At 38.0% G+C, this 13,976-nt stretch carries 11 protein-coding genes; 7 read left to right on the top strand and 4 right to left on the bottom strand.

Features of this window, described 5'->3' with window-relative positions:
- Positions 1–20: 20 nt before the first annotated feature.
- Entirely contained in the window at positions 21–1,664 is a 1,644-nt protein-coding gene (gene pgi / locus A3Q33_RS14795; protein WP_081180605.1) for a glucose-6-phosphate isomerase, read from the bottom strand.
- A 378-nt stretch (positions 1,665–2,042) separates the two neighbouring features.
- Positions 2,043–2,654: a TetR/AcrR family transcriptional regulator gene (locus tag A3Q33_RS14800; RefSeq protein ID WP_081180606.1), complete on the bottom strand. Its 612-nt coding sequence runs from the start codon at positions 2,652–2,654 to the stop codon at positions 2,043–2,045.
- 113 nt (positions 2,655–2,767) lie between these two features.
- Here A3Q33_RS14800 and A3Q33_RS14805 point away from each other — a divergent pair, with 113 nt between their 5' ends.
- Complete coding sequence (locus A3Q33_RS14805; RefSeq protein WP_081180607.1) at positions 2,768–3,814, top strand: efflux RND transporter periplasmic adaptor subunit; 1,047 nt, start codon at positions 2,768–2,770, stop codon at positions 3,812–3,814.
- A gap of 1 nt (position 3,815) precedes the next feature.
- Entirely contained in the window at positions 3,816–6,857 is a 3,042-nt protein-coding gene (locus A3Q33_RS14810) for an efflux RND transporter permease subunit (protein ID WP_081180608.1), read from the top strand.
- A gap of 939 nt (positions 6,858–7,796) precedes the next feature.
- Here A3Q33_RS14810 and A3Q33_RS14815 read toward each other — a convergent pair.
- Positions 7,797–8,222, bottom strand: a complete 426-nt coding sequence (locus A3Q33_RS14815) for a hypothetical protein (RefSeq protein ID WP_081180609.1) — start codon at positions 8,220–8,222, stop codon at positions 7,797–7,799.
- 681 nt (positions 8,223–8,903) lie between these two features.
- Between A3Q33_RS14815 and A3Q33_RS14820 the strand changes: the two genes are divergently transcribed.
- Complete coding sequence (locus A3Q33_RS14820) at positions 8,904–9,878, top strand: transposase (RefSeq protein ID WP_081180610.1); 975 nt, start codon at positions 8,904–8,906, stop codon at positions 9,876–9,878.
- A gap of 633 nt (positions 9,879–10,511) precedes the next feature.
- Here A3Q33_RS14820 and A3Q33_RS20750 read toward each other — a convergent pair.
- Positions 10,512–11,084 carry a DVUA0089 family protein gene (locus tag A3Q33_RS20750; protein ID WP_196797969.1) on the bottom strand — a complete coding sequence of 191 codons (573 nt, stop codon included), beginning with the start codon at positions 11,082–11,084 and terminating at the stop codon, positions 10,512–10,514.
- A 344-nt stretch (positions 11,085–11,428) separates the two neighbouring features.
- Between A3Q33_RS20750 and A3Q33_RS20635 the strand changes: the two genes are divergently transcribed.
- From A3Q33_RS20635 to A3Q33_RS14840, 4 genes are all read left to right on the top strand, one after another.
- The gene (locus tag A3Q33_RS20635) at positions 11,429–11,605 is read left to right on the top strand and encodes a hypothetical protein (RefSeq protein ID WP_155866782.1); all 177 of its coding nucleotides are present in this window, start codon (positions 11,429–11,431) and stop codon (positions 11,603–11,605) included.
- Positions 11,606–11,927: 322 nt separating this feature from the next.
- Positions 11,928–12,764 (top strand): TIR domain-containing protein, encoded by an 837-nt coding sequence (locus tag A3Q33_RS14830; RefSeq protein ID WP_081180611.1) that lies wholly within the window; start codon positions 11,928–11,930, stop codon positions 12,762–12,764.
- A 121-nt stretch (positions 12,765–12,885) separates the two neighbouring features.
- On the top strand, positions 12,886–13,176 hold the full coding sequence (locus A3Q33_RS14835; RefSeq protein ID WP_081180612.1) for a hypothetical protein: 291 nt from the start codon (positions 12,886–12,888) through the stop codon (positions 13,174–13,176).
- 148 nt (positions 13,177–13,324) lie between these two features.
- Complete coding sequence (locus tag A3Q33_RS14840) at positions 13,325–13,579, top strand: hypothetical protein (protein ID WP_081180613.1); 255 nt, start codon at positions 13,325–13,327, stop codon at positions 13,577–13,579.
- The last annotated feature ends 397 nt before the right edge of the window (positions 13,580–13,976 follow it).

Genomic DNA, 13,976 nt, shown 5'->3' on the forward strand with positions numbered 1-13,976 from the left:
TTGTTTAATCAGTAATAAGCTTATTTTGTATAGCTTTGATAGAAGTTAATTAAGCCTGTAGTTGAACTGTCATGCAATTCGCTAATATTACCAGAGGATAACTCTTCTTGAATATTATTCGCTAAGCCTTTACCCAATTCCACTCCCCATTGATCAAAAGAACAAATTTGCAAAATAATGCCCTGTACAAATATTTTGTGCTCGTACATGGCGATCAAACTGCCTAATGAGCGCGGAGATATGCGTTTCATTAATATGGTATTAGTAGGGCGGTTACCTTTATGTACTTTGTGTGGCGCAACTTTATCAATGTAGTCTTGTGTACGTCCTTTGGCTTTTAAATCTGCTCGCACTTGCGTTTCGTCAACACCTTGCATCAGCGCTTGGGTTTGCGCGAAAAAATTTGCCATTAAGGTTTCATGATGACCGTGAACCGGCGTAACACTTTCAACAGAACCGATAAAATCAGCAGGTACAACATTATTACTTTGATGTAGATATTGGTAAAAAGCATGCTGACCGTTAATACCTAATTCGCCCCAAATTGATGGTACAGTAGGATATGAAATAGAATCACCATCCCACGAAACAGACTTACCGTTACTTTCCATTTCCGCTTGTTGTAAATAGGCTGATAACATATGTAACGATTGATCGTAAGGCAAAATTGCTTGAGATTGCGCACCTAGAAATGTGCAGTTCCAAACACTGAGTAATGCCAAAATAACCGGTGCATTTTCTGCTAGGGGCGTATTACAAAAGTGTTGATCTATTTCATGTGCACCTTCAAGTAATTCAATAAAACGCTCAAAGCCTAAATCAATGGCGATTGGTAAACCAATAGCTGACCAAAGTGAGAAGCGACCACCAACCCAATCCCACATATCAAATATGTTTTCTTCTGCAATACCAAATTCAGTGGCATTTTTTTTATTCGACGATACCGCAACAAAATGTTGTGCAATGGCTGATTGGTCAAAAGAAGATGATACTAACCATTTCATTGCTGTTCTAGCGTTGGTCATGGTTTCGGTGGTAGTAAAGGTTTTACTTGAAACAATAAATAGCGTTTTTTCTGGGTTTAAAGGCCGAAGTACATTGGCTATTTGAGTGCCATCCACGTTTGAAACATAATGCACATTAACGCTGTTATCACTGTATTGATCTAGTGCTTCTGTGACCATTTGAGGCCCTAAATTAGAGCCGCCAACACCAATATTAACCACATCAGTAATACGTTTGCCTGAATAGCCACTCCATAAACCTTGGCGTACTTTTTCACTAAAGGTTTTCATTTTATCTAGCGCTGCTCGCACATCAATATTAATGTCTTTGCCATCGAGTATAATTGGCGTTTCGCTACGATTTCTTAAGGCGGTGTGTAATACGGCGCGATCTTCAGTACGGTTAATACGTTCACCGCTAAACATTTTTTCTCGCCAAGCTTCAACATCACACTCTTTAGCCAAGTTAAATAGCAGCTCCATGGTTGATGCAGATATCAAATTTTTTGAATAATCTAGGAGGAAAGGGGCAAGTTGAATGGAGAACTGTTCAAAACGTTTAGGGTTTTGTTTAAATAGCTCGCTCATATGTTGTGACTTCATATCAAGCGCGTGATTTTCCAGCTTTTGCCAGCTAGGTAATGAGGTTCTGTCGTGCATTACTTCTCCAATGAGTATTTTAGTCTTAAAATTTTGGCGGATAAAGGCTTCACTATAACTATACTATTTACTATATTTAGCTTAGTTGCTAATAATTAATTCGTATATTGAACTAGAGATTAGTTATTTAAATAAGTGCGTTTAAGTTACTGTATTTAAATAACTATATTAAATTGTTAAATGCTTTACATAACGTTTGTAGAATGATTTATTACACTGGTGTGATCAAAAAACATGAACAGATAAATTGTCACTGTTAGAGGTGTACGATTATAGGTAGTTATTTAAAATGCACGACTATTTTGGTTACTTTTTACTTTATATCACAAAAATATTTTTGTTAATTGGTCAAAAAGTAAAGAATATATACGAGTAGCTTTATGATCTTGATCTTGATGTTGAAGCTTTAAATATGGCCATTAAGTTTTCAACAAAAGCAATGTTGTTTTGGTTTAATACCGAGACTGTGATGCCAAATGGTGCAAAGTGCAGTGTTTCAGCTAGCTCATCGGCTGTTAAGCCTACTTTACTCAGCGTTAAACGGTTGGCAGAAATTTCTTTTTCAATTCTAGAACGAATACTATTTTTGATTAAACCTTCTTCTGCTTGAATAAGATCTTTGCAATAGGCGTGACCAGCGTGTATTAAATTTGACCTTACTAAGCTACTCGAGACATTATTAAATAAGCCTTCACATCGCTGAATAATTAGGTCTTGTGTTTCTTGCCAAAAGTTTGCTTCAGACTTACTGTAAATATTAATCAATATATTGTGCTGCTGAAAATGCTTTTCGAGCACAGATCTAAATAGCACTTCCTTTGACTTGAATTGCTTGTGTATAGTGACACGCGATATGCCAGCATAACGGCTGACCATAGATATGTTTGCAGTGTCATAGCCATGTTGAAAAAAACACTCCATAGCGGTATTTAAAATTTTTTCGGTTGTGCTCGGCAAATTGTCTGCTCTTAAAAATCTAATTAGCAACATATTAACGTGACTAGTTACTTTAAACAACAGGTTTACATTAGTTGTTAATGTGTAAACCTGTGTTATGATTAGTTTACTTGTTTTTATTATTTATCTGATACTTTGGGGTTAATGTGAATCGAATTCTTATACTTGCCGCAGTTTTTGTACTGCAAGCTTGTTCTGAACCAACGGAAGTAAAGAAAGAGCTTGAACCTGTCGTGGTTCAACTCTCCACCGCTCGGCTAACAACTTTAGCAAATGATTATGAATTTCCAGCTATTGTGTCAGCGGTGAAAAGCGTTGACCTTAAATTTGAAGTGCCAGGGCGCTTAATTTTTGAAAACCTTATTGAAGGCAGTGAAGTTAAAAAAGGCGAGGTTTTAGCAAAAATTGACCCTAAACCCTTTCAACGAAAAGTAGAAGAGAGCCGAATTCGTCATGAAGACGCGCAACGTGATTTAAAACGAATTAAAGATGTTTTTGAAAAAAATGTTGCGTCTCAGAGAGATTATGATGAAGCTAAATCTCAGTTTTCTATTACTAAAATAGCCTTAGAAAATGCTGAACAAGATTTAAGTTACAGCACGATCAAAGCACCATTCGATGCAGTAATTGGCGCTAGATACATTGAGAATAATAGTTTAATTCGCTCTGGTGATTCACTGGCTAACTTACAAGATAGGTCAGAGCTGCATTTTACTTTTGAAGTACCCGAACGAATTATGACTGCTAATGTGGGTAATCGTGATGTAAAAGCTACTGCGCATATTATTGGTCAGGAAAATATGGTTTACAACATACATTATGTAGAGCATAAAACTACGCCTGATCCTATTACGCAAACTTATGGCGTAACCTTTGGGCTTAAAGGCGAAACAGTGAACTTTTTTTATCCTGGTTCGCGAGCGATTGTGAACATTGTGCAAAATAATATGAAATTACAGGCATTAATTGTTCCGTTGAGTGCTTTAATCGGCAATAACGATTCGGGCTTTAGTGTTTGGCGATTCAATTCAGCCGACAATACCTTAGCTCAAGTTAAAGTTAATGTTTCCAAGTTAAAAGGTGAATATGCCTTAGTATCATCGGGCCTTAATAGTGGTGATAAAGTCGTTTCTGCAGCGGTAGGGCAAATGCGCGAAGGGCTAAAAGTCAGAGAATATAAGGCGACATATTAAGATGGATATAGCACGCTATTCGCTGACTAAGCCTGTTAATATTTGGCTGATGTCGATATGCTTTATTATTGGTGGCATTATTGCCATGAGTAAAATAGGGCGCTTAGAAGACCCTGCGTTTACCATAAAACAAGCGGTTATTTTTACCTATTACCCAGGTGCAAGTGCGGAAAAAGTTGAAAAAGAAGTTACTGAGCAAGTTGAAATTGCGCTGCAACAAATGTGGCAATTAGATATTTTAAGATCAGTTAGTAAACCGGGTTTTTCGCGGATTACTATGGAAATAAAGCCAACGGTTGACGGACCATTATTACCTCAAATTTGGGACGAGTTACGTAAACGCCTTCGCGATATTGAACATGACTTACCCCTTGGTGCCAGTGCACCAGTGGTAATAGACGACTTTGGTGATGTTTATGGGATTTATTATGCATTATCGGCACCTGATTTTAGCGCGAACCAAATGCGTGAGTTTTCTCGTATTATTCGCCGTGAAGTATTAGCGGTTGACGGTGTTGCCAAGGTAAAAGTGGGAGGGATTTTAGAAGAAGAAATTGTTGCGACAATTGATAGTTATCAAATTTCTGGTTTAGGGCTTTCTTTCCCTGATCTTCAACAAGTACTAGCCAGTAATTTAAAACCTTTCAGTGGTGGTCGATTATATGTGGGTGATAAACAGATCAGGATCCCCATCGAAAGTTCGACCAATAAAATAGCAGAAATAGAGAATTTATCTATTGTTGTTCCAGGTAAAAATGCCTCAATTAAAATTAAAGACATAGCTGAATTAAGTCTTCAACCTGTAGAAATACCAAGCGGTTTAAAACGTTTTAATGGCGAAAGAGCGATAACCCTCGCCATATCAGCACAAAATGATATTAACATCGTCGATGTTGGTCATAAAATTGATGCGAAATTAGCGGAAGTGTTAGCTAAATTACCTACGGGTATTAATGTATCGACGATTTATAACCAAGCCAAAGTTGTTGATGAGTCAGTCGACGGATTTATTTTAAATTTAGAAATATCTGTGGTGGTGGTAACGTTAGCACTTTGTTTATTCATGGGCTGGCGTTCAGGCATTGTAGTTGGAGGCACATTATTAATTACTGTCTTAGGTACCGTATTAATAATGTGGCTTTATGATCTACAGTTAGAGCGTATTTCCTTAGGTGCAATGGTGATTGCGATGGGCATGTTAGTCGATAATGCCATTGTAGTCGCCGAAGGCATGATGTTACGTATGGAAAAAGGCAAGTCGGCAATGGAGTCTGCCAGCTTTATTGTTAAGCGCACTCAATGGCCATTGCTCGGTGCCACGATTATCGGAATAGCTGCATTTTCTGGAATTGGTTTGTCAGATGATGCCACTGGCGAATTCTTATTTTCACTGTTTGCCGTCGTACTTATTTCTTTAATGCTTAGCTGGATACTAGCGGTAACGTTAACACCGTTACTTGGCAAATATTTTTACAAAGTGGGAGATAAAGAAGGGGCTGAAGAGTCGCATTCGTTATTTCATAAAGCTTACTTAGTGGTTTTGCGTAATGCCTTGCATTGGCGTGGTGTTACCTTGGCAATATTGGTTGTTATTACCATAAGTGCTTACGCTAGCTTTGGGTTAATCAAGCAGGGCTTTTTCCCACCGTCAAATACTCCCGTGTTTTTTGTCCATTATTGGGGGCCACAAGACTCCGATATTCGGGCTACCGAAAAATATATGAAAGCAGGTGAAAAGTTAATTCTTGAAACCGAAGGTATTGAATCATTAGCAACGTTTATTGGTGAAAGTTCAGAGCGTTTTACTTTGGTATTCGCACCTGAATTACCTAATGAAAGTTATGGGCTGTTTTTAGTGCGCGCAAAGAACGCAGATGAAATACCGCGTTTGGCTCAGGAAATATCAGATAAGCTCAAAGAAGCAAATCCTAAAGTTAATTTTTACGCTGAAATAATGCAGTTTGGTCCAGGTGCTGGCGCGAAAATACAAGCAAGATTTTCGGGTGAAGACCCGGCTGTTTTAAGACAGTTGGCAGCACAAGCCAAAGCGATTTATTTTGAAGATGGTAAAATTCGTGATATTCGAGATGACTGGCGAGATAAAGGTATGGTGCTAGCTCCTGAATACGATGATATTGCAGCAGGTATTGCCGGTGTTTCAAGAAGTGACTTCAGTCAAGCCATTAAGTTTTATACTGATGGCTTGCAAATAGGTCAACTTCAAGACGGTGATTATCTCTATCCTATTATTGCAAGAAATAGTAATACGAACCCTGATCAATTGGTTGGTTTAGAAAATAGTTTGGTGTGGAGTAGCAGCCAACGCACTTATGTTTCATTCAGGCAAGTTAGTGGTAAAATGAACTATGCAAGCGAAGAGCTGTTAATTAACCGCCGTGATCGCGTGCGAACGATTACTGTTAAAGCGGAAGCCGGTTATGGTGAAACCACAGGTGAAGCGTTTAATCGCACACAAGCGAAAATTGCCGATATTACTTTACCTGAAGGCTACAAACTTGAATGGGGTGGTGAATATGAGTCATCACGCAAGGCTCAAGCTGCTCTGGGGCAAGGCTTACCACTAGGATTTTTAGTCATGTTTATTATCAGCGTTCTACTATTTGGTAAGGCAAGACAACCAATCATTATTTGGCTAATTGTACCAATGGCTGTCGTAGGTGTTGTTGCAGGCTTACTCATAGCCGATTTACCTTTTGGTTTTATGTCACTACTCGGCTTTTTAAGTTTGTTTGGTATGTTAATTAAAAATGCCATTGTTTTACTGGAAGAAATCGACTTGCAAATACAAGAAGGGAAAGAAAAAGCATTAGCGATTGTAGAAGCCAGTTTGAGCCGTTTAAGGCCAGTTTCATTGGCCGCTATAACCACTATATTAGGTGTAATGCCACTAATACTAGACCCATTCTTTGCTGATATGTCGGTGACTATTATGGGCGGTTTAGCGTTTGCTACCATATTGACCATGATCGCGGTGCCAGTGCTTTATAGTGTGCTTTATAAGATTAAAGTAGAGAAAGTTTAGTTTGGCTATTTAGTCAGCTAAAGATTATTCTTTGGTATTGAACTAAAAACGAGCATTTATTTGCTCGTTTTTCTGTTTTGGCTTACTGAAAAAAACTAAAAGCCTTATGTGGTCTAAAACACTTAATGTTGTGTTTATTCTATGGCAGCAATGAGTAGATTATGGCGTTAGGTATATAAGTGTTAATAATTATTTAGTACGCTTAGCGGAAGGTATATCGCCTTTATTTATGACGTCAACTTCAAGCTCATTGCTGCCGCTGGTGGTGTAAAGTTATGGGTCGGACGTTACTAATACGTATCCATAAAATACTGTTATATGGCCTTATGAAATTATCTATCCTTGTGCTAAAAATAATATCTGTATTTTTTATCGTATTGTTAGCACTATACGCATACTACAGTTCTGACTATTACATTGGAAAAATCACTAAGTTTGAGATTGAAAAAAAGTTAGGTTTCACCTTCCAATACCCTACAGATGTGCTGGAGTATGAAATCAGACAATTAACAAGACACTCATCCTAAGGAATTAACAAGCTAACTAGACGTCGGGCTATAAGCGCGCTCCCAAATCGAAGATTTTCTCACTCCTTCGGCAGCTGGGGCCTTCTCCACATTAACTGAATCGGTACCAAATTCTCCGACGGCTCTGGGGAGCATAAAAACAGTTGTAGCTGACACTGCTAAAGGTCTCCCCCTTCAAGCATTGTTTGCAAAAAAAAACCACCCGAAGGGGGCTTAATCACAGGGAGCTATAAAGCCCATTTTAAAACGTCAAATCGAGAAGTGGTCTCCACATATCGCTCGATGTTTCAATGATGGATCCCGCCACCTTCATCACGCACCACCTTCATCACGCGCCACCCCGTAAAGGGCGGCTTTAGTTCGAGTTCTCTGAGGGAACTCAATCACCAATAAATAGGTTCGAGCAGGGGAATTATCCCTCATTTTTAATGTTATAGGCACAGAATCCATCAAACAGGAAAATCATTTCCTGACCAAGCTTTTGATTCCCGTATCTGTCTTTATTGTTTAGTTGTCGTTGAGATATTCTGACATTATGTGCGCCATAATAAACAGTTTTATACTGCCCTTTGTAACGGAGACAGTCACTTTTAGCCATATCGCCAAAGTTATTTTTTAGGGCTTCAAAAGCCATTGCTTCTACTTCAACTTCTACGCCGTCAATGAATGTTCTTTTCATTATTGTGTTTCCAATTATGCGTAAATCTGAGTGCAGGTCTTTGATACTGCCAATTGTTGGGCCTATTTTTTTAAAAGATGTATTCATTGTTTCAGCATGAGCAGTATTGTCCATCCCTATAACACCTAACAGACTAGCGACTAATAGTAATTTCTTCATTGTTATTTTTGTCTCCCTGTAAAAAAGCCGATTATTCTAACAGGATTTACAATAACATCAATAACTTATTGATGAATTAACAGGACATCCACTCCGATAAATTAACAGAGCACCCACTCAAGTTTCCATTTTATTAACGCTGTACTATGCTTGTGCGCAAATAGGAATTTAATCAGGAAGCTAGGATGGCAACCCCTCAAAAAAAACAAATCAGTTTAGTCGATACCTCGTATTGTGTGCCCAGAGTTCAGCACTAGCATGGAATGCTTTAATGAACCACGAGTCTAACTGAAACACATGAATAATGCGGCAGGAGCCAAAGTATTCATGGCGCTATCTGGTTGTGCAGATAGTTGAGTTTAAGCGGCAGTGACTTATCGTATGCTGATAAGGTGATGTAACTCGCTGACAACGGGAAGTGAGACGAATTCGTTACGTCAACAGGCTTCTCTAAACTGAGTATTGAACGGATGAAGAACATGAACCGATTAACTCGCATCTAAGGGCTGAAGTGTCGCCACTACCTACACGAATTAACAGGTAGTATTATGCTGTAATATTGTGAATAGTTCGGACAATATTACCAATTTTCAAGAAAATTAAAAAGACACTCATCCATAATTGAAAATACTGAACACTGCACTAAACTAACATAACCCACTACTTTATCTCAGGTGAGTTATGGCTACGCCAAGGAAACAACAAATCAGTTTAGTAGATACCCCTTATTACCATTGTGTTTCGCGTTGTGTTCGACGCGCTTTTTTATGTGGTGAAGATGCCTTAACAGGGCAAAGTTATAAGCACCGTCGCGCATGGGTTGAGGATAAGTTACATTTTCTCAGCCAAGTCTTTGCGATTGACGTTTGTGCTTATGCGGTGATGAGCAATCACTATCATGTCGTGTTATGTATTGATGAAGAAAAAGCTAAGCAATGCAGCATGAATGATGTGCTTGAGCGCTGGCATCGCTTACGCAAAGGCACGGTACTGACACAACAATACTGCCGCGGTGATGTGTTAGCTAAACCGTTACTCGAAAGCGTTAAAGCCACGGCAGAGGTTTACCGAAAAAGGCTGATGAAAATCAGTTGGTTTATGGGCTATATTAATGAAGGCATTGCCAGAGCGGCTAACCAAGAAGATAATTGCACAGGCCGATTTTGGGAAGGCCGTTTTAAATCTCAAGCGTTATTAGATGAAACCGCCATTGCTGCGTGTATGGCCTATGTTGATTTAAACCCCATTCGCGCCAATATCGCCAACACACCTGAAAGCTCAGCGCACACCAGTTTTAAAATGCGCTGCGAGCAGGCAAAGCAAGGCCAACAACCCAATACGCTCATGCCCTTTGTCGGTAACCCAAGAGAAAATATGCCCAAGGGCTTACCGTTTGAACTCAGTGACTACCTACAATTAATTGAATTAACCGGACGTTGCATAAGAGAGGGTAAACCCGGTTTCATCGAAGAAAGCCTACCGAGCATACTCAACCGATTAAGCATATCGGCTGAAAACTGGTTAATCATCACGACAGAATTTAGAACTCAACTTCATGGCGCCATAGGTCACGAAGACGTGCTCAGTGATTATTGTGAGCATCAACAAATAAAGCGACGACAAAACTTAAGTCATTGCAATAAACTCTTTGCGTAAACACACGATTTTCCGATTTTATTGAAACACAACAACATAAATTCAACGCGTCATTACTTGAGGGTGATACTTACCAGAAAATTGATGTTTTAGTGCAGCTTGGAGCTAAAGTGATAATTTCGTTTCTATCTTTTGACAAAATCGCCATTTGATGATGACAATTAGCAAGATATTATAATATCGATGTTATGTGATTAGATTTTATTTGGAATGAGTGTCACTATTAACTTGACGTCCGCTTCAAGCTCATTACGGACACTGATGATTTAAAAGCTAAAGGCTTAAAAGAGCCTAAAGCGGTCGTAAACTCTCACTAATAATTACTCAATCAAATAGTCACTTTGATACGGTAGCGGACATAAGCCTTGGCTTACCTAACTGCAACCATTTCGACAATTATTCGTAAAAAGGATAGGTTATGTATGGATGATTTTTTGCCAGAAACTATAAAACTGACAGCAGTTGTGCTGAATGTTAAGTTAAAGAGTCTGAAGTCTCTTACACATATGGCATAACAAAGGATTAAGTATTCTATGGTGGTGGTTTACAGATAAAAAATACCAATCACCAGAAACAAAAAAACACCAATCATGACAATTGATGTTTTCTAGAATCTAACATTAAAAACCTATATTAAGATTGTTTCTTAAATCTTCTTGATGCTAAACCCATAATACCTAATGCGAAGATGGCAAGGGTAGATGGTTCTGGTACTGATGTTAATGTTGCCCCATCAGAAAAAGAAATTCTATAGTCGTTAGTGCCTTGATGCATCCCACTATTATCATTTATGCTACCACTAAATGCAGTGCAACAATGACTAATGGTAAGTAAATACGAGCCAGCATTGAGGTTAAAGTTGGAAATATATGAATCAAGACCAGATGTTGAACCGTCAGCATCCCAACCTAAGGCATTTGAGTCATCATTTGATGTCACAAATGCGCCAGTAAAAGCCGATAAATCAGAACCGTCATTTTCTAATAACGTAAAAAAGATATCATCAGCACCTACGCCAGTTAAACCTGTTGCATAGCCATCCCCAAAACCATTTATATCTATAGTACCACCTGTCCAATTAAAGAATACAGTCCCCCACTCCCCATCGCCGACAGAATCATCAACGATTAATCCAGCGTTAGCAAAGCCACTAACAGATAAAACCAATCCAGCCAAAGCGGATTTTAACATTTTTATATTCATCATATATTTCCTTTGTAATACCTTTCTTGAAATAGAATGGTATGGTTAAAAGCAAAAACTACACCAACAAATAAAAAGCCTTACTTTTCAATTGGGTAGTAATATTCATTAAATTTAAAACATGAAAAGTGTAAAAAAAGCGGACATTTTTCCAATCATAACTAACTATTTGATTTAACAAATTCGCAACTACCAAGCACCTTAACATTACTATATAACCCTGCGGATTAAACAACTGCCTTAGTACTTATTTCAAATAAAGCCTGAATTTGCAATAAAGCAGTTAAATCACCACTTATGACGCTTTAATCATATGGTTTTAGCTAGATAGAGAAGTAGAACGCAATATGACTGTAGAACAATTCAATCCACAAACACCTAAAAAGAGTGCTAACTCAAATGAAAGCCAAACAACTACATTAGACATTCCAGCTGAAATGATTGAAGAGCAATATAATGAAGCTGTTATGTCAACTGACAACTCAAATCGCGCTGCAAAGGTGGGCTTCGTAAGTCTCGGCTGACCAAAAAGTGTAGTGAAGTCCACTGTCGGCTTAGAGCCTAAAGCGGACATTGATGCTGCATCTTCCTATTCGTAATTTAGTTTAATAACTGAGTATTTAAATGCAGTTGTAACTTGTTTCCACCCAAGTCAAGAAATGTGGCATGTTGCCTCATTCCGTCTATAAACGAAATTTTTGTTTTTATCTGTAGGTAAGAAGTGGTATTGGCTGCAAAGAGCTGTTATTAATATATAAAATAATAAGGTGGAAACTTTTTTTCTGTAAAAGAGGCAAGTTGCCTCCTATTAAATTGTTGAACTCTCACATGAATCGAGGATATCGCATGAGAAAACCAAGGTTATTTATTGCGTCATCAGCAGAAAGTTTAAATATAGCTGAGGCTGTTAACGTAAATCTTGATCATGAATTTGAAATTACAATTTGGAAAAACGGAACTTTTAAACTCACTTCCACAACAATCGATGACTTAGTAGAAAAATCTTCTACCGTTGATTTTGCCCTATTTATATTTGCACCTGATGACATCGCATCTATCAGAAGCAGGCAAGAGCATGTTGTGCGTGATAATGTGATTTTTGAAATGGGATTATTTATTGGTGCAATAGGAAAATCACGCTCATTTATCCTCAAACCTAGAGATCAAGAAATGCATTTGCCAACTGACCTCTTGGGTGTAAATCCTGCGGATTATGACTCAAATCGTTCGGATGGTGATTTAGTGTCTGCAACCAATAAAGCCTGTTCTTTAATTAAATCAGAAGTAGAAAGAATAGGTTTGATTGACCATGTAAGCCTTTCTGAAAGTAGAAAGATGGTTGCTAATCCAGCAGACTATGATCTCTCAGAAGTAGACTTTAAATTTTTAGCCGCTTGTTTGCAAAGCCATACAAGTGATCCTGTTGGTTTAGCATATCACCGTATCGCAAATGGCTTTAGAACAGTGAATGACGCATTATTGCAAATATCTTCCATAAAATTAGAGCGAATGGGTCTTTTAAGTAAAACTATAGAAACAGACGAACAAGATGGGTATGACTATTACGCATACTCAATTACAGAGCTTGGAATAGACATACTCTTAAAAAACGAAAGTGTATTTCAACCTAAGCCACAGCAACAAGTACCTCAAAAAGGTTTTACTGGAAAGATTGACTTCTAGAGTTCTACCAAGCACTTCAAACGGAACAAAAACAGTTGGCTAGGTTCCGCTTTCGCTACACATTTTAACCAACTATTTTTGTCCGCTTAAGTGGGCGTTGGCAGACAAGGAGTCCGGTGATATGGAATCAATCTACGAAAAATATTTTTTCCAATTTTGGTATTGCCTTGGCTGTGTATCAGCTTTCACTATACTCCCACTTCAAGAATTTTCTGAAAGATCTGGTGATGTTATTACTTTTTTATATTTATTGGCAGTAGCAGGTCCTCTGGCCTTAATGGCTTATGTTGTTTATGTTTTCTCATCTTTTGCCATTCACTTAGTTTTTTCTGGCCTCAAGGAAAGAAAATGGGAGCCAATATTTGGCGCTCTTTGGGTACTTATTTGCATTGGAGCGTTTTTAATTGGGTAACTTATTAACTATTTAACAATGTAAAAATTGTCCAAAAACAACAACGTTATTGATTGTTAAAAGAAAATAATCCGGTTAGAGTATTTTGATTAAAAATTAAATATAAAACGAGTAATTCCAAAGGCTCGTTATATTTTAAGGAGGATTCATGGGACCAATTTATGTTCCAGTACAAGGATACAGTGGCTCTAATAAAAAAAAGCAACAGCAGTACCTGAGTAAACTTAATCTAGCGAATAAAATAGAAGTTTATCTTAATGAACGTTTAGAACGTCATGATAAAGGTCCTCTCGTGATTATGTTTCGTGAGATTGCTTCTGATCTTAATGAACCGCTTGAAGATATTCGTAAAATAGGGACGGCAATTCAAGGAAGTTCCAATGGGGTAACTTTGTCCAAATAAAATATAACAACACGCCCTGAGGTGGACAACAAGTGAAATTAGCGCTCTAAGATGAAAAAACCTGACGAGTCTGTAACAGATTTTGTGTAAGTACCTTACACCAGTCCCTGAAACATACAATGATTTGTAGTTAAAGTTCTCTCCTAATATGTTCATAACTTCACAAAAGCTTATGTCCGCTTTGTCGGATTAGCCGCCTTTAAAGCCTAAAGATTGAACGACAGCTATGGTGGCAAAGCTGCCTATTTATTGAGATAAATTAAGGTCTAAATTAAGTTGGTTTTGTGGCATAAGTGATCGTTAAATCCAGTAACGCTTACTAATATAATGTAGGATTAAACGACCAATAATTAATAGATTATAAATGGCGTGAAGCTACCATTAAATTTTTGTGAAA

It is taken from the genome of Colwellia sp. PAMC 21821 (assembly GCF_002077175.1).
Lineage (GTDB): Bacteria > Pseudomonadota > Gammaproteobacteria > Enterobacterales > Alteromonadaceae > Cognaticolwellia.

What these genes read in the sequence shown, in the direction of transcription:
- A3Q33_RS20750 (WP_196797969.1), bottom strand. Translation starts at nt 11,084, where the DNA reads ATGATGAATATAAAAATGTTAAAATCCGCTTTGGCTGGATTGGTTTTA.
- A3Q33_RS14815 (WP_081180609.1), bottom strand. Translation starts at nt 8,222, where the DNA reads ATGAAGAAATTACTATTAGTCGCTAGTCTGTTAGGTGTTATAGGGATG.
- A3Q33_RS20635 (WP_155866782.1), top strand. Translation starts at nt 11,429, where the DNA reads ATGACTGTAGAACAATTCAATCCACAAACACCTAAAAAGAGTGCTAAC.
- A3Q33_RS14800 (WP_081180606.1), bottom strand. Translation starts at nt 2,654, where the DNA reads ATGTTGCTAATTAGATTTTTAAGAGCAGACAATTTGCCGAGCACAACC.
- A3Q33_RS14835 (WP_081180612.1), top strand. Translation starts at nt 12,886, where the DNA reads ATGGAATCAATCTACGAAAAATATTTTTTCCAATTTTGGTATTGCCTT.
- A3Q33_RS14830 (WP_081180611.1), top strand. Translation starts at nt 11,928, where the DNA reads ATGAGAAAACCAAGGTTATTTATTGCGTCATCAGCAGAAAGTTTAAAT.
- A3Q33_RS14840 (WP_081180613.1), top strand. Translation starts at nt 13,325, where the DNA reads ATGGGACCAATTTATGTTCCAGTACAAGGATACAGTGGCTCTAATAAA.
- A3Q33_RS14820 (WP_081180610.1), top strand. Translation starts at nt 8,904, where the DNA reads ATGGCTACGCCAAGGAAACAACAAATCAGTTTAGTAGATACCCCTTAT.
- pgi (WP_081180605.1), bottom strand. Translation starts at nt 1,664, where the DNA reads ATGCACGACAGAACCTCATTACCTAGCTGGCAAAAGCTGGAAAATCAC.
- A3Q33_RS14810 (WP_081180608.1), top strand. Translation starts at nt 3,816, where the DNA reads ATGGATATAGCACGCTATTCGCTGACTAAGCCTGTTAATATTTGGCTG.